Annotated in this window: 15 protein-coding genes and 1 pseudogene; 12 read left to right on the forward strand and 4 right to left on the reverse strand. The window is 69.6% G+C overall.

Features of this window, described 5'->3' with window-relative positions:
• Positions 1-104 precede the first annotated feature (104 nt).
• A complete protein-coding gene (gene groES / locus ABIE51_RS17685; protein WP_115844288.1) occupies positions 105-392 on the reverse strand; it encodes a co-chaperone GroES in 288 nt (95 codons plus the stop codon).
• 524 nt (positions 393-916) lie between these two features.
• On the opposite strand from groES, the gene ABIE51_RS17690 reads away from it, so the two are divergent.
• On the forward strand, positions 917-1,324 hold the full coding sequence (locus tag ABIE51_RS17690; RefSeq protein ID WP_192632838.1) for a helix-turn-helix domain-containing protein: 408 nt from the start codon (positions 917-919) through the stop codon (positions 1,322-1,324).
• A gap of 4 nt (positions 1,325-1,328) precedes the next feature.
• Here the strand turns inward: ABIE51_RS17690 and ABIE51_RS17695 are convergent, their stop codons facing one another.
• On the reverse strand, positions 1,329-1,787 hold the full coding sequence (locus tag ABIE51_RS17695) for a hypothetical protein (RefSeq protein ID WP_192632837.1): 459 nt from the start codon (positions 1,785-1,787) through the stop codon (positions 1,329-1,331).
• A gap of 142 nt (positions 1,788-1,929) precedes the next feature.
• Between ABIE51_RS17695 and cutA the strand changes: the two genes are divergently transcribed.
• The 7 genes and pseudogenes from cutA (at position 1,930) to ABIE51_RS17730 (ending at position 8,782) form a co-directional block, all read left to right on the forward strand.
• Complete coding sequence (cutA, locus tag ABIE51_RS17700) at positions 1,930-2,271, forward strand: divalent-cation tolerance protein CutA (protein WP_192632836.1); 342 nt, start codon at positions 1,930-1,932, stop codon at positions 2,269-2,271.
• On the forward strand, positions 2,264-4,693 hold the full coding sequence (locus ABIE51_RS17705; protein ID WP_192632906.1) for a protein-disulfide reductase DsbD: 2,430 nt from the start codon (positions 2,264-2,266) through the stop codon (positions 4,691-4,693). The genes cutA and ABIE51_RS17705 overlap by 8 nt, the downstream gene beginning before the upstream one ends.
• Positions 4,693-5,289, forward strand: coding sequence for a TlpA disulfide reductase family protein (locus ABIE51_RS17710; protein WP_192632835.1), 597 nt, complete (start codon positions 4,693-4,695; stop codon positions 5,287-5,289). The genes ABIE51_RS17705 and ABIE51_RS17710 overlap by 1 nt, the downstream gene beginning before the upstream one ends.
• Before the next feature lie 139 nt (positions 5,290-5,428).
• The gene (aroQ, locus tag ABIE51_RS17715) at positions 5,429-5,884 is read left to right on the forward strand and encodes a type II 3-dehydroquinate dehydratase (RefSeq protein WP_192632834.1); all 456 of its coding nucleotides are present in this window, start codon (positions 5,429-5,431) and stop codon (positions 5,882-5,884) included.
• A 50-nt stretch (positions 5,885-5,934) separates the two neighbouring features.
• A complete protein-coding gene (accB, locus tag ABIE51_RS17720; RefSeq protein WP_115844262.1) occupies positions 5,935-6,405 on the forward strand; it encodes an acetyl-CoA carboxylase biotin carboxyl carrier protein in 471 nt (156 codons plus the stop codon).
• 66 nt (positions 6,406-6,471) lie between these two features.
• Positions 6,472-7,840, forward strand: a pseudogene (gene accC, locus ABIE51_RS17725) (acetyl-CoA carboxylase biotin carboxylase subunit).
• A gap of 69 nt (positions 7,841-7,909) precedes the next feature.
• Positions 7,910-8,782, forward strand: coding sequence for an energy transducer TonB (locus ABIE51_RS17730; RefSeq protein WP_192632833.1), 873 nt, complete (start codon positions 7,910-7,912; stop codon positions 8,780-8,782).
• Between the two features lie 27 nt (positions 8,783-8,809).
• Here the strand turns inward: ABIE51_RS17730 and ABIE51_RS17735 are convergent, their stop codons facing one another.
• Positions 8,810-9,241 carry a hypothetical protein gene (locus tag ABIE51_RS17735; RefSeq protein WP_253337490.1) on the reverse strand — a complete coding sequence of 144 codons (432 nt, stop codon included), beginning with the start codon at positions 9,239-9,241 and terminating at the stop codon, positions 8,810-8,812.
• Positions 9,238-10,206 (reverse strand): hypothetical protein, encoded by a 969-nt coding sequence (locus tag ABIE51_RS17740; protein ID WP_253337488.1) that lies wholly within the window; start codon positions 10,204-10,206, stop codon positions 9,238-9,240. The genes ABIE51_RS17735 and ABIE51_RS17740 overlap by 4 nt, the downstream gene beginning before the upstream one ends.
• Before the next feature lie 201 nt (positions 10,207-10,407).
• Here ABIE51_RS17740 and prmA point away from each other — a divergent pair, with 201 nt between their 5' ends.
• The 4 genes from prmA (at position 10,408) to purH (ending at position 14,609) form a co-directional block, all read left to right on the forward strand.
• Positions 10,408-11,328 carry a 50S ribosomal protein L11 methyltransferase gene (prmA, locus tag ABIE51_RS17745; RefSeq protein WP_192632832.1) on the forward strand — a complete coding sequence of 307 codons (921 nt, stop codon included), beginning with the start codon at positions 10,408-10,410 and terminating at the stop codon, positions 11,326-11,328.
• A gap of 34 nt (positions 11,329-11,362) precedes the next feature.
• On the forward strand, positions 11,363-12,277 hold the full coding sequence (locus ABIE51_RS17750) for a DUF3426 domain-containing protein (protein WP_192632831.1): 915 nt from the start codon (positions 11,363-11,365) through the stop codon (positions 12,275-12,277).
• Positions 12,278-12,375: 98 nt separating this feature from the next.
• Positions 12,376-12,648, forward strand: coding sequence for a DNA-binding transcriptional regulator Fis (gene fis, locus ABIE51_RS17755; RefSeq protein WP_115844272.1), 273 nt, complete (start codon positions 12,376-12,378; stop codon positions 12,646-12,648).
• A 371-nt stretch (positions 12,649-13,019) separates the two neighbouring features.
• A complete protein-coding gene (gene purH, locus ABIE51_RS17760; RefSeq protein WP_192632830.1) occupies positions 13,020-14,609 on the forward strand; it encodes a bifunctional phosphoribosylaminoimidazolecarboxamide formyltransferase/IMP cyclohydrolase in 1,590 nt (529 codons plus the stop codon).
• Positions 14,610-14,661: the final 52 nt, after the last annotated feature.

Genomic DNA, 14,661 nt, shown 5'->3' on the forward strand with positions numbered 1-14,661 from the left:
TTGTGATTCGTGGAAAGCGACAACCGTGATGCTCGTGATGCGGGGGATCGGTCAGCGCGCTGCGCTCGTCCGAATCGCCATTCCCGGACCACGAATCACGGCTTTCAGCCGAGCACGGCGAAGATGTCGTCTTCCTTCACCACCAGGTATTCGGTGCCGTCCAGCTTCACTTCGGTGCCGCTGTACTTGCCGAACAGGACCTTGTCGCCAACCTTGACCTTCGGGGCGCGCACGTTGCCGTTGTCGAACGCCTTGCCCTCGCCGACGGCGACGACTTCGCCCTTGATCGGCTTCTCGGTGGCGGAGTCCGGGATCACGATGCCGCCAGCGGACATCTTTTCTTCTTCCATGCGCTTGATGACCACGCGGTCGTAGAGCGGCTTGATATTCATGGCGACGAACACCTCTGTAAGTAGTTGAAACAGCGGAAAAAGTGTCGAAATTTTAGCAGTCGCCCGCGACGAGTGCCAAGATCGCGGGCAAACAGTACCCGGCGAACCGGGATCCGTCGGAGATGGGGCGGCAGCGGAACCTTTCAAGGCCTGCCGACATATCCGGTGCAGGCGGGAGCGACTGATTGGAACGCGGGAAGCGCGCGGCGCCGGCAAGGCCGGCCAAAAAAGAAAGAGCGCGCCCCGTGGAACGCGCTCTTTGGTATCGAAGTTGCCGTCCTGGCCCGGCGCCGTCCGTGCGCACGTGCTTCGAACCTGCGCCTGACACGGCGCACGGCAATGGTGTGCGTTCGTTCGCGTTCGGGCCAGCGGCGGGCTGGTCGCGCCTGCTGACCAGCGGTATCCATCCGGCCGGAAGGTTTGCCAGAATCTGCGATCCGGATTTGCTTTCGGTGGCGCGCCGGCTACCGGCAGCGCACACCTTCGGGTGTATTTCGTTCACCCTGTGACCATAGGTAGCCGCGATGACACCCCAGCAGCGGATCCGCCTCGCCCGCCGTCACGCCGGCCTCTCGCAGGCCGCACTCGGGGCCGCCGTCGGCGTGCAGCGCAGTGCGGTCGGTCACTGGGAGGCGGCGCGCGGCAAGTTCCCCAGCGTGGCGCACCTGCGCGAGATCGCACTGGTCACCGGTGTCCAGTTCGAATGGCTGGCGACCGGCCGCGGCAGCATGGGCCTGTCGGCCGACACGGCGCTGGATTCGGTGGCGGCCGCCGACGCCGTGCTGGTCGAGGATCCGCTCGAACTACGCCTGCTGGCCGCGTTCCGCGCGGCGCCGACGCGCGCCAGGGCGCCGCTGGTGGAAGTCGTCGAGCAGCTGGCCGAATTGCGTACCGGGCGAGCGCGCGTCACGGCGAAGACGGCGCGCGTGTAGCGTCTCAGCCGCCCGCCAAACGCCGGACCGCGGCCGCCGGAAGCGCCGCGCAATCGGCGGCCGGGGCGAACGCCGCCGTCGCCGTCTCGTCGCCCTGCACGAGCTGGAGCTGCTTTGCCGTCAGCGGCGCGGCCAGCACGGCCGTCCACACGGCGCGGATCGTGCCCTGCATCGGCGGCTCGGCCTGCGGCGCGCCGGACGCGTCGACGTAGACCAGGTCGCGGCCGGACGTGGCCAGGCGCTCGCCGGACTCCAGGTCGAGCACGCCGAGGTCGGCCGGATCGCTCCAGCAGTTCATCGCGCTCTCGCAGCTGAGGTCCAGCAACAGCCGTGGCGCCGGCATCGCCTGCGCACAGGCGGCACGCACGCGGATGCCGTGCGCGTCTTCGGTCTGGGCCATCGCGGCGGTACTGGCGAGTGCCAGCACGAGGCCGAGCGATGCGAGCAACGTGCGGTGGGACATCGAACCTCCTGGCCGGCCAGCGGAACGCCGGCGCCGGCAGCCTACGCCATCCGGGGGCGCATCGTGCAGGGTTCCGACGGAACGCTGCGGGCCGGTCCGGCACGGGCAGCGGCCGCAGGCAGGCCCTACACTGGCGCCCCTCATGCCCACGGCCACCGACCCGCGCGTGCGGCTGGTGCTCAGCACCTGCCCCGACGCACAGACCGCCGACGCCCTCGCCACCGCGCTGGTGGACGAGCGACTGGCCGCGTGCGTGAACGTGCTGCCCGGCATCCGCTCGGTGTACCGCTGGCAGGGCGCGATCGAACGCAGCGGGGAAGTCCTGCTGCTGATCAAGACCACGGCGGCACGCCAGGACGAACTGATCGCGCGGCTGAAGACGCTGCACCCGTATGAACTGCCTGAGGCGCTCGCGGTCGAAGCCGTCGGCGGCCTCGCCGCCTACCTCGGCTGGGTGGACGAACAGACACGTGACGATGACTGACCCGATCCGGACGCGCGCCGCGCGCCTGCTTTCCTTTTTCCTCCCGCTCGCGCTCGCGTTCGCCGCGCTGCCCGCCGCCGCCGCGATCGATCCCGACGACCTGCTGCCGGTCGACGACGCCTTCGCGCTGCGGGCCGAGGCGCCGTCCGCCGACCGCATCGAGATCCGCTGGCGCATCGCCGACGGCTATTACCTGTATCGCCACCGCATCGCCGTGCAGGCCGACGCCGGTTTCGCCGCGCAGCCGCTGCAACTGCCCAGGGGCGATCAGCACGAGGATGAGTTCTTCGGCAAGGTCGAGACCTACCGCCAGCAGCTCACCGCCGTGCTCCCCGGCCAGGCCAGCGCGCGCCAGGTCACGCTGAAGATCAAGTACCAGGGCTGCGCCGACGCCGGCATCTGCTATCCACCGCAGACGCGCAGCGTGACCGTTGCGCTGCCCGCCGCCGCGCAGGACAACGCCAAGCCGCTGGTGAACTTCGGCCCGCGCGGGAACGCGCCGCTGGGTGGCGGGCTGCTCGGCCAGAACGCCGGCACCGGCACCGATGCGCTGCCGCTGCCGCCGGAGCAGGCGTTCGGTTTCGAGGCGATCGCCGGCGACGGCAACACGCTGCTGCTGCGCTTCACCCCGGCGCGCGGCTATTACCTGTATCGCGACAAGACGACGCTGAAACTCGACGCCGCCGCGACGAAGGCCGGCTTCGCGCTCGGCGCACCGCGCTGGCCGAAGGGCGTGGCGCATCGCGACGAGCATTTCGGCGACGTCACGGTGTACTTCGACCAGATCGACGTACCGGCGCCGGTGAGCGCACGCACGACCGAGCCGGCGACGCTGCGACTGACGGCCGGATTCCAGGGCTGCCAGACGGACGGCATCTGCTATCCGCCGATGACGCGGGTGGTTGACGTCGCGCTGCCCGCGCGGAAGGTGCAGGCGATCTCGAACGGGCCTTCGACGCAGCTTCCGCTTGCGGCCGGTGAGCAGGGCGCGGCGCCCGCGCAGCCTCCCGCGAGCGATACCGCCGTCGCGGCGACGCCGACCGCGCCCGTTCCTTCCGCCGCGACGTCGACCGGCGAACGCGCGCCCGCGACCAACGCAGCCAACGGCGAGCAGGCCGAAGATGCGCGCCTCGCCGCCGCGCTGTCCGGCAAGGGCCGCTGGTTCGCGCTGCTGACTTTCTTCGCGCTGGGTCTGGGACTGTCGTTCACGCCTTGCGTGCTGCCGATGATCCCGATCCTCTCCGGCCTCATCGCCGGCCAGGGTCCGAACCTCGGCGTGCGTCGCGCGTTGACGCTGTCGTTCGTGTACGTGCTGGCGAGCGCAGTGGTGTTCACCGCGGCCGGCGTCGTCGCGGGCCTGGTCGGCGCGAACCTGCAGGTGGCCTTCCAGACGCCGTGGGTGATCGTCGCCTTCGCCGCGCTGTTCGTCGTGCTGTCGCTGTCGAGCTTCGGCCTGTACGAACTGCAGCTGCCCTCGTCGTTGCGATCGAAGCTCGGCGCGCTGAGCGATCGCCAGCGCGGCGGCTCGCTCGCCGGCGTGGCGATGATGGGCGCCCTGTCGGCGCTGATCGTCGGCCCCTGCGTCGCTCCGCCCCTGGCGGCGGCCGTGCTCTACATCGGGCAGACGCAGGATCCGGCCTTCGGCGGCGCGGCGCTGTTCCTGCTGGCGATGGGCATGGGCGTGCCGCTGCTCGTCTTCGGCGTCGCCGCCGGCAAGGGCCTGCCGACCAGCGGCCCGTGGATGGTCGCGGTGCAGCGCGCGTTCGGCTTCGTCTTCCTCGGGCTCGCGGTGTGGATGCTCTCGCGCATCGTGCCGGCGCCGGTGACGCTCGCGCTGTGGGGCGTGCTGCTGCTCGCCGCGGCGGCGACCACGGCCACCGCGGTGCGCAACTCGCGCCACGACGGCGCGCGGATCATGGGCTGGACGGCCGCGCTGGTGCTCGGCCTGTTCGGCGCCGCGCAGCTGGTCGGCGCGATGGCCGGCAGCCGCGATCCCTTCAAGCCGCTGGCCGGCCTCGTCGGCGGCGGCGCGCAGGTCGAAGCCGAGCTGCCATTCCGCAAGATCAAGTCGACGGCCGACCTCGACCGCGAGATCGCCGCAGCAAAGGCGGCCGGAAAGCCGCTGATGCTCGACTTCTATGCCGACTGGTGCGTGGCCTGCAAGGAAATGGAGAAGTACACCTTCCCCGATCCGGCCGTGCACAAGGCGCTGGACGGCTTCGTGCTGCTCAAGGCCGACGTCACCGCCAACGACGACGTCGACCAGGCACTGATGAAGCGCCTGGGCATCATCGGCCCTCCGGCGACGCTCTGGTACCGCGACGGCGCCGAGCGCCGCGAACTGCGGCTGTTCGGCTTCGAGGAAGCAGAGAACTTCGTCGAACGTGCCGGCCGCGCGGGGTCGGAGCAGGCGACCCGCTGATGGGTTCGACCGCGAAGATCCTGCTCGTTGCGGCGGTCGCCGGCGCGCTGGGCGTGGTCGCGGGCCTCGTGGTCAACGGCCCGGGTCCGCTGCTGCGTACCGAGGTCGGCCAGCGCGCGCTGCAGTCGGCGATGGACGCGAGCGCGCCCAAGCCGCCCGCGGATCTTCCGGTCGCCCGGCGCGGCGAAGCCATCCCGAGGATCCGCCTTCCCGCGCTCGACGGCGCCACCGTCGAACTCCCCGCCGCGTACGCCGGCCGGCCGGTGCTGGTGAACCTGTGGGCGAGCTGGTGCGGCCCGTGCATCGAGGAGATGCCCGAGCTGGACCGCTTTGCCGCCGCGCAGGGGCCGAACGGCACGCAAGTGGTCGGCATCGCGCTGGATGACCCGGCCGCCGTGGAGGCGTTCCTCAAGCGCGTTCCCGTGCGCTATCCGATCCTGCTGGACGAAGCCGGCCCGCGCGACGCGGGCGTCCAACTCGGCAATCCCAAGGGTGTCCTGCCCTATACGGCGCTGATTTCCGCCGACGGCCGCCTGATCAAGCAGAAGATCGGGCCGTTCCAGCATGGCGAAATCGATAACTGGGTCGCGGATTAGAGCGACCACTCAAACGCCCGATTAAATTCCGCGAACTTCGTCGATACGGCGGCGAACGTCTGGACACCCCATCGGGCATGGCGCACACTGCCGGCCTTCGCCCCCAATCGACGCGCGTTGGCGCGTGTTTCCGGCCCCGATGGCAAAGCTGCTGCTCCTGCACGGCCCCAACCTCAACCTGCTCGGCACGCGCGAGCCGGAGGTGTACGGCCGCGCAACGCTCGACGACATCGACGCCTCGCTGCGCGAGCGCGCGCAGGCGGCCGGCCACACCTTCGAGAGCCTGCAGTCCAACGCCGAGCACGTGCTGGTCGACCGCATCCAGGCCGCGCGCCAGGACGGTACCAGCTTCATCCTGATCAACCCGGCGGCCTTCACCCACACCAGCGTGGCCATCCGCGACGCTCTGGCGGCCGTCGCCCTGCCCTTCATCGAAGTCCACCTGTCCAACCCGCACCGTCGCGAGCCCTTCCGCCACACCAGCTACTTCAGCGACCTGGCGGTCGGCGTGGTGTGCGGCTTCGGCGCGGACAGCTACCGATACGCACTCGACGCAGCGCTGGCCCGGATGGCCGCGCCCGCCGGGACGCCCTGACATCCACCTGCCTGCCCGCTCGCCGGGCGCACGCAACCTGAGGCCCGAACATGGACCTGCGCAAAATCAAGAAGCTGATCGACCTGCTCGAGGAATCCAACCTCGCCGAGATCGAGATCAAGGAAGGCGAGGAATCCGTCCGCCTGGCCCGCACGCCGAAGGGCATCCAGGTCGCCGCGGCGCCGATCATGCAGGCCGCGCCGCAGCCGGCGCCGGTCATGCCGATGCACGGTCCCACCGAAGCGGCCAGCGGCGGCGCGCCCAAACCCGCCGCGGACCTGCCGCCGGGCCACATCGTCCGCGCGCCGATGGTCGGCACCTTCTACGGCTCGCCCTCGCCGGACAAGCCGGCGTTCGTCACGGTCGGCCAGGCGGTCAAGGCCGGCGACACGCTGGGCATCATCGAGGCGATGAAGATGTTCAACCCGATCGAGGCCGACGTCGCCGGCACGGTGTTGAAGGTGATGGTCGAAAACGGCCAGCCGATCGAGTTCGACCAGCCGCTGTTCGTCATCGGGTAAGCGCGACGGGCGGGGCTCAGGCCACGCCCACGTGAACCGCCCCGTCCCCGTTCCAGAGAACAGCCCATGCTCGACAAAGTCGTAATCGCCAACCGCGGTGAAATCGCGCTGCGCATCCTGCGCGCGTGCCACGCGCTGGGCATCCGCACGGTCGCGGTGCACTCCACCGTCGACCGCAACCTCAAGCACGTCGCGATGGCCGACGAATCGGTCTGCATCGGCCCGGCGCCGTCGACCGACAGCTACCTCAACATGGCCTCGATCATCGCCGCGGCGGAAGTTACCGACGCGCAGGCGATCCATCCCGGCTACGGCTTCCTGTCCGAGAACGCCGACTTCGCCGAGCGCGTGGAGCAGTCGGGCTTCATCTTCATCGGGCCGAAGGCCGACACGATCCGCCTGATGGGCGACAAGGTCGAAGCCATCCGCGCGATGAAGTCCGCCGGCGTGCCGTGCGTGCCCGGCAGCGGCGGCCCGCTGGGCGACGACGCGGCGACCAACGTCAAGATCGCGCGCGAGATCGGCTACCCGGTCATCGTGAAGGCCGCCGGCGGCGGCGGCGGTCGCGGCATGCGCGTAGTGCACACCGAGGCGCACCTCACCGCGGCGATCCAGACCACGAAGTCCGAGGCGAAAGCCGCGTTCGGCAACGACATGGTCTACATGGAGAAGTTCCTGGAGAACCCGCGCCACGTGGAGATCCAGGTCCTCGCCGACGGCCAGGGCGGCGCGATCCACCTGGGCGAGCGCGACTGCTCGATGCAGCGCCGCCACCAGAAGGTCGTCGAGGAAGCGCCGGCGCCGGGCATCACGCCGGAGCAGCGCGCGGAAATCGGCAAGGTCTGCGTGGAAGCCTGCCTGCGCATCGGCTACCGCGGCGCCGGCACGTTCGAGTTCCTCTACGAGAACGGCCGCTTCTATTTCATCGAGATGAACACCCGCATCCAGGTGGAGCATCCGGTCACCGAACTGGTCACCGGCATCGACCTGGTGCGCGAGCAGCTGATGATCGCCGCCGGGCCACAAGCTCTCGATCAAGCAGAGCGACGTCGTGCTGGAAGGCCACGCGATCGAGTGCCGCATCAACGCCGAGGATCCGGAGACGTTCATGCCGTTCCCCGGCCTGATCCAGCACTTCCACGCACCGGGCGGCCCGGGCGTGCGCGTGGACAGCCACATCTACGAAGGCTATCGCGTGCCGCCGAACTACGACTCGATGATCGGCAAGCTGATCGTGCACGGGCCCGATCGCGAAACGGCCATCGCGCGCATGCGCGTTGCGCTGTCGGAGATGGTGGTGGACGGCATCAAGACGAACATCCCGCTGCAGCAGCGGATCATGTCCGACGCCGGTTTCCAGCAGGGCGGCATGAACATCCACTACCTGGAAAAGCGCCTGAAGGAACAGAAGGAAAAGGCGCTCTCCATCGTGTGACCCCAGACCGCGGCCCAGGCCGCGGTTTTTCTTTGTACGCTGGTCGCAGCACCCGCCCCCGGAGCCCGCATGTCCCCGCGCCTGCTCGTCATGCTCATGATCGGCCTGTCGTCGCTGCAGGTCGCCGCCGCGTCGAAATCCGCCGCGGCCGACAAGCGCACGGCCCAGAAGCACGCCGCCGAGAAGCGCGTCGGGGCGAAGGCGCCGACCGACTGGCTGAAGGTCGAACTTGTCGGCGACGCCGACGACGACGTCGCGCGGCTGTACCGCGAGCAGTTGCTCGCCTGGTACCGCACCAGCGGCGCCATGGACGAGCGCGAGCTGGCCGCGCTGCCGGACGCGGACTACTTCGCCTTCCGCCCCGACCTGACGAGCTTTTCCATCGACAGCGGCGAGTCCGCCGGCCAGTGGACCTTCTCGCCGCCGGACGCGGGACGCTGGCCGGGCGCGGCGGTGCAGGTGATCGACCGCTCCGACGCGCAGAACTACCGCATCCTCGCCCGCGTGCACTGCGATCCTGCCGCCACTTCGTGCCGCAAGCTGCGCGCCGAAACGGCCGCAATGTCGCCTCCGGAGCCCTCCACGCGCGACGATTCGGCGTCCTACGACGCATGGCGAGGGTTGATCGAGACGGAAGCCTGCACGCCGGCACCGAAGCAGATGCCGGCGCCGCGCTACCCGGCTTCGCTCGCGCGCCACGGCGACGGCGGCCGCGTCGAGCTGCGCCTGCTGGTCAATCCATGCGGGGAAGTGCGTGCGGTGCGCCTGAGCGAGTCGTCGGGCTATCCGCAGCTGGACCAGTCGGCGATCACTACCGCCTGGGGTTGGCGCATCCAGTCCGAGCGCCAGGAATCGGGGTCGATCGTGCGGGTGCCGGTGGATTTCGTCCCGCCGCAGTTCGAGACCGCGCCCGCCGGGCGCGCGGAGCGGGCGTCGCGCTGAAGGGCGCCCGCAAACAGGTTCACAGCATCAGCGGTGCACGGCCCCGGAGGCACCGGCCGCGGCATCGATCAGGTCGTTGTTGCCGATCTTCCCGCCCGTGCTCTGCGTGCCGGCGATGGGCTGCGTGCCGGCGCTCGACGTCGGATTGACGACCATGACGTATTCGCTGGAGCCGTCGGGCCAGACGACCTTGAACGTGCTGCCCGGCGGCAGTGTCGAGAACGGCGCGCCGCTGCTGGCCCGGTACACCGCCGCGACCTGCGCCGCGCCCGACATCCGCAGCTCCTCGGACGAACGCGCCGTCGTCACCGCGACCTGGGACAGGTGGCGGTACTCGTCGGCGAGCACGTCGATCATCACGCCGGCCGCGCCCACCGAGTAGGTGGCGAACAGCAGCACCCAGAAATACCGGCGGACCTTTCCCGCCAGCGGCCTCGTTGTCAGTGCAACACTTTTCATTTCAGTTCCCTCTTCCCGCCCATGAGCGAGTCGACCATGTCGTTGATCACGTCCACGCCCTGACGCGGCACGGCGGCGTCGAAGACGAAGCGTTCGAAATCCTGCCCGGGCACGCTGGAACAGATGCCGCCGTTGGCGCAGTAGGAGGTCATCAGCGCGCTGTCGGCCGTGCAGTCCATGCCCAGCCGGCATGCCGCCAGTTGCCACGCCAGTTCGGAGAACTGCGTGCCTGCGACCTTGTCGCTGTACTCGACCTTGCCGCTGGCCGCGATGCCCATCGCCGGCGCGAGCGCCGAATAGGCTTCGGGGTCTTCGGACTTCTGCACGCGCTCGACGAGCTCGCGCTTGTATTCGGGCGTGTCCTTCAGCGGCTCGCCGGAGGCCATCAGCGAAGCCTCGGCGGCAACGCTGCCGGCTTCGGCCGCTTCCACGCGCTTGAGCACGATCATCCGCGGCGTGAGTTCGTCCTGCGGGGCGAAACGCGCGCAACGCTCGCTGACGCGCTCGCGCGCGGCGACCATCGCCGCGGAGCCGCGCATGCCCATCTCGCCGATCACGCGCGTGTCGCGATCGAACGCGGCCGGCGATGTCGCGAAGCCGGAGCAGTATTCGTAGACGCGGCTGATCATCCAGATCGCGTCGGCATCGCGCTCGCGCGCGGCCGGCTCGAGCGATTGCGCGTACGCGAACAGGTCGCGGCTGGAATCGAACGCCTGCCGGATCGTCGAACGCGTCGCCGGTGCGGCGTCCGGCGTCTGGATCGCGCTCGCACGCGGGCGGTCGATCGCGCGATCGACGCTTCCTTCAGGAAGACGGGCATTCACGGCCGTGGCGATGGCGACGCGTTCGACGCTGTCGTGGTCGCCGCCCTGCACCCACGCTGCCACCGACGCGACGACGAGCAGCACCAGCGTCGCCCAGGCGAGCGTGCGGGTGCCCGGCCACGAAGGCGATCGTCTGCTCATCCCGGTTTGCAGGGTGTCGGTCATCGGCGGGGGATCACCGGCTGGCGCCGGCGTTGGACCATTCTAGGCCAAGTGATGCAAAGCGCCGCGGCGCGACACCTGAATGCGGGCGTCCCAATGCGGGCATGTGACACCCGCCCGCTTTACGCCGCCCCGGCCACGGCCCACCATGGCCGCCCGTCGCCGTTGTCCCGAGTCGCCATGCCGTTCCTGGAACTCACCCTGCCCTGCACCGAAGCCCAGCAGCCGCGCTACGAGCGCGCGCTGGAAAACGTCGGTGCGCTGGCCGTGACACTGGCCGACCAGCATGCCGACGCCCCCGACGAACAGGCGATCTTCGAGCCCGGCGTCGGTGAGCAGCCGCTGTGGAACGAGATGCTGCTGACCGCGCTTTTCGAAGGCGGCACCTCGCCGGAACTGCTGCTTTACGCACTCGACGCCGCCGACGAAGGACTGGACTGGTCGCGCGCGAGTTTCCGCGAGGTCGAGGACCAGGACTGGGAACGCGCCTGGATGGACCAGTACGAGCCGCTGCGCTTCGGCCGTCGCACCTGGATCGTGCCGTGGAACCACGACCTTCCCGAAGGCGCCGACGCCGCGGACGCCGCCGTGGTCCGGCTCGATCCGGGCCTGGCGTTCGGTTCGGGCACGCATCCGACCACGGCGCTGTGCCTGCAGTGGCTCGACGAACTCGCTGACGAAGGCGCGCTGGCCGGCCAGCGCGTGCTCGATTTCGGCTGCGGGTCGGGCATCCTCGCGCTCGCGGCGATCAAGCTCGGCGCCGCGCAGGCCATCGGCGTCGACAACGACCCGCAGGCGCTCACCGCCACCGACGACAACGCGCAGCGCAACGGCGTGGCCGACCGGCTGGTGGCGTACTCGCCGGAGACCGAACCGGTCGACACCTATCCGGTGGTGGTCGCCAACATCCTCGCCTCGGCGCTGGTGGCGCTGGCCGACACGCTCATCGCGCGCGTCGCGCCGGGCGGTCGCATCGCGATGTCGGGCATCCTCGCGGGGCAGGAAGACGAGGTCATGGCGCGCTACCGCGCCGACTTCGACGACCTTCGCGCCGAGCGGATGGAAGACTGGATGCGCGTCACAGGCGTGCGCCGCCGATGACATCGGCGCACGGCGGCATGTTTGAATAGCCGCCATGTTCGTTCCCTGCCCGCACTGCGGTTTCCTCGTCGCGCTCATCGTCCGTCCGGACGGTGCGCCGCAGCGTTGCCCGCGTTGCGATGGCCTAGTGCAGGACGAAGCGTCGACGGGATCGTCCGTCGAAGCAACCGTATCGCCGATTGAAGACGCGCGGCCGGGCGAACCGACGCAGGCGACCTCGCACGCGACGGACGACGCTGCGCCCATCGACGCAGCATCCGACGCGACGCGCCTCGACGCGACGACGGTTACGTCCGCAACCAACGACGACGAAGCCGTCGATGCGGGCGATGGCACGATCGGAACGCCATCGCCGAGTTACGAAGACGCCATCGCCGCGGCTACGGTCGGCGGTACGCCGGCGCGCCCCGCAAAACGTACTGCGCGGCCGCGTCGGAAAGGCGCGCCAAGCTTCGCGCGCCACAGCGTGCAGCACGCGGCCACGCGCACGCACTGGGGCTGGTACGTCGGCATCGCCGCGCTCGCACTGTTGTTCGCCTTGCAGTTACTGCTCGCTCAGCGACATGAACTCGCCGCCGATCCGCGCTGGCGACCGCTCGTCAGCGGCGCATGCGGCGTGTTGCGCTGCGACGTGCCGGCGTGGCGCGAACCGGCGGCGTTCACGATGCTCCAGCGCAGCGTGCGACCGCAGCCGAACGCGCCCGGCGTGCTCGCGGTGGATGCGAGTTTCCGCAACGATGCGCGTTGGCCGCAGCCCTGGCCGACGCTGGTGCTGAGCCTGTCCGACGTCGATGGCCGCCCGGTCGGCGTGCGCGCGTTCGCCCCTGCTGAATACCGCGGCGCGCATCGTCCCGACGACCGGTTGTTGCCCGGGCAGAGCGCGAATGTGACCTTCCAGGTCATTGAACCGGCACCGCGCATCGTGGCGTTCACGTTCGACTTCCGCTGACCTCGCCGCATCATTGGCGCCTGCGACAGGCGCGCGATAGACTCGCCCTCCCGCCGATCCCGCACCGGGCCGGATCGACGCGACACTGGGGATTCCGTTTGAACGCCGCGACCGACCGAAACGACATCGCACGACCCGCGCCGCGCGTGCCGCTGCGCGACCATGTCGCCACGTCGATCCGTCGTTTCCTCGGCGACCTGGACGGTCACGGCACCGAGAACCTCTACGAGATCGCGTTGCGCGAACTCGAGATCCCTCTCTTCGTGGAAGTGCTGCAGCACTGCGACGGCAACCAGAGCCGTGCGGCGTCGATGCTCGGCATCCATCGCGCCACGCTGCGCAAGAAGCTGCGCGAATACGGACTGGATTGAGCGCGCCAGCTCGACGCGCGTAAACGCCGTTCGTTCTTTGCCGTCGTCCGTTTCCGACGTCCTCCGTTCTCTGCTGTCGTCTCTCGCGCTTTCCGCTGTCGTCGCGCCCTCTGCTGTCTTCCCCGCGAAGGCGGGGATCCATGCCGGCGCGCATCACGCACTCCGAAAGCCGTAGCAAGTCCGACAGATGGATTCCCGCCTACGCGGGAATGACGGCTTCAAAGCGCCGCGCCTTCGCGGGAATGGCGGCTTATCACGCGACACGTCCGCGCAGGAATCGCGGCGTCAAGGCGACCGTGCTTAGCACGCCGGAGCCCGCCCAGCCCCGCTGCGTATAATTCCCAGCTCCCCGCCGCACGCTGCCACCCCCCATGACCTCCGAACTCCTGTCCGGCCCGCCGGTCACCGTCCGCCGCGCCCTGCTGTCCGTCTCCGACAAGACCGGCCTGATCGAACTGGCGCGCGCGCTGCACGCGTTCGACGTCGAGCTGCTGTCCACCGGCGGTACCGCCAAGGCCATCCGCGACGCCGGCCTGCCGGTGAAGGACGTCAGCGACGTCACCGGTTTCCCGGAAATGATGGACGGCCGCGTCAAGACGCTGCATCCGATCGTGCACGGCGGCCTGCTCGGCCGCGCGGGCCTGGACGAAGCGGTGATGGCGCAGCACGGCATCGGCGCGATCGACCTGCTCGTGCTGAACCTGTATCCGTTCGAGAAGGTCTCGGTGGATCCGGCGAGCACGCTGGAAGACATCATCGAGAACATCGACATCGGCGGCCCCGCGATGCTGCGTTCGGCGGCGAAGAACTTCGCGCGCGTGACGGTCGCCACCGATCCGGCGCAATACGACGCGCTCGTCGCCGAGCTGAAGGGCAACAACGGCGCCGTGTCCGGCAAGACGCGCTTCGCGTTGTCGGTCGCCGCGTTCAACCGCGTCGCGCAGTACGACGCCCGCATCAGCGATTACCTGTCGTCGATCAACGTCGAGGACGGCTCGCGCGCCGCGTTCTCCGCGCAGGCCAACGGCAGCTTCGTGAAGGTCATGGACCTGCGTTACGGCGAAAACCCGCACCAGGCCGGCGCGTTCTACCGCGACCTGTGGCCGGTGCCGGGCACGCTCGCGACGTTCACGCAGCTGCAGGGCAAGGAGCTCAGCTACAACAACCTCGCCGACGCCGACGCCGCGTGGGAATGCGTGCGCCAGTTCGAGCGCCCCGCGTGCGTGATCGTCAAGCACGCCAATCCGTGCGGCGTTGCCGAAGGCGTCGCTTGCGGCGACGCATACGAACTCGCGTACGCGACCGATCCGACCTCCGCCTTCGGCGGCATCCTCGCGTTCAACACGAAGCTCGATGCTGCGACCGCGAAGGCGATCCTCGACCGCCAGTTCGTCGAAGTGCTGATCGCGCCGGATTACGAGGAAGGCGCGCTCGACTACGCGCGCAAGAAGGCGAACGTGCGCGTGCTGCGCATCCCGCACGGCGACGGCCGCAACAACGTCGACGTCAAGCGCGTCGGCTCGGGCCTGCTGATGCAGACGGCCGACATCCGCGAAGTCACGCGCGAGGAGCTGAAGGTCGTGACGAAGATCGCGCCGACGAAGGAGCAGCTGGACGACCTGCTGTTCGCGTGGCGCGTGGCGAAGTTCGTGAAGTCCAACGCCATCGTGTATGCGAAGGACCACCGTACCATCGGCGTCGGTGCCGGCCAGATGAGCCGCGTGTATTCGGCGCGCATCGCCGGCATCAAGGCGACCGATGCGGGCCTGATCGTGCCCGGTTCGGTGATGGCGTCGGATGCCTTCTTCCCGTTCCGCGACGGCATCGACGCCGCGGCCGAAGCCGGCATCAAGGCCGTGATCCAGCCGGGCGGTTCGATGCGCGACAACGAAGTCATCGCCGCGGCCGACGAACACGGCCTGGCGATGGTCTTCACCGGCGTGCGGCATTTCCGCCACTGACCCGGGATTCGGAAGCAGGTCCGAAGCGTCGTCCCGGCGAACGCCGGGACCC

Source organism: Lysobacter sp. OAE881 (genome assembly GCF_040546665.1).
In the GTDB taxonomy this organism is placed as follows: domain Bacteria; phylum Pseudomonadota; class Gammaproteobacteria; order Xanthomonadales; family Xanthomonadaceae; genus Lysobacter_J; species Lysobacter_J soli.

What these genes read in the sequence shown, in the direction of transcription:
- cutA (WP_192632836.1), top strand. Translation starts at nt 1,930, where the DNA reads ATGCCCACGGCCACCGACCCGCGCGTGCGGCTGGTGCTCAGCACCTGC.
- groES (WP_115844288.1), bottom strand. Translation starts at nt 392, where the DNA reads ATGAATATCAAGCCGCTCTACGACCGCGTGGTCATCAAGCGCATGGAA.
- ABIE51_RS17735 (WP_253337490.1), bottom strand. Translation starts at nt 9,241, where the DNA reads ATGAAAAGTGTTGCACTGACAACGAGGCCGCTGGCGGGAAAGGTCCGC.
- ABIE51_RS17690 (WP_192632838.1), top strand. Translation starts at nt 917, where the DNA reads ATGACACCCCAGCAGCGGATCCGCCTCGCCCGCCGTCACGCCGGCCTC.
- ABIE51_RS17705 (WP_192632906.1), top strand. Translation starts at nt 2,264, where the DNA reads ATGACTGACCCGATCCGGACGCGCGCCGCGCGCCTGCTTTCCTTTTTC.
- aroQ (WP_192632834.1), top strand. Translation starts at nt 5,429, where the DNA reads ATGGCAAAGCTGCTGCTCCTGCACGGCCCCAACCTCAACCTGCTCGGC.
- prmA (WP_192632832.1), top strand. Translation starts at nt 10,408, where the DNA reads ATGCCGTTCCTGGAACTCACCCTGCCCTGCACCGAAGCCCAGCAGCCG.
- ABIE51_RS17740 (WP_253337488.1), bottom strand. Translation starts at nt 10,206, where the DNA reads ATGAGCAGACGATCGCCTTCGTGGCCGGGCACCCGCACGCTCGCCTGG.
- purH (WP_192632830.1), top strand. Translation starts at nt 13,020, where the DNA reads ATGACCTCCGAACTCCTGTCCGGCCCGCCGGTCACCGTCCGCCGCGCC.
- ABIE51_RS17750 (WP_192632831.1), top strand. Translation starts at nt 11,363, where the DNA reads ATGTTCGTTCCCTGCCCGCACTGCGGTTTCCTCGTCGCGCTCATCGTC.
- accB (WP_115844262.1), top strand. Translation starts at nt 5,935, where the DNA reads ATGGACCTGCGCAAAATCAAGAAGCTGATCGACCTGCTCGAGGAATCC.
- ABIE51_RS17730 (WP_192632833.1), top strand. Translation starts at nt 7,910, where the DNA reads ATGTCCCCGCGCCTGCTCGTCATGCTCATGATCGGCCTGTCGTCGCTG.
- ABIE51_RS17710 (WP_192632835.1), top strand. Translation starts at nt 4,693, where the DNA reads ATGGGTTCGACCGCGAAGATCCTGCTCGTTGCGGCGGTCGCCGGCGCG.
- ABIE51_RS17695 (WP_192632837.1), bottom strand. Translation starts at nt 1,787, where the DNA reads ATGTCCCACCGCACGTTGCTCGCATCGCTCGGCCTCGTGCTGGCACTC.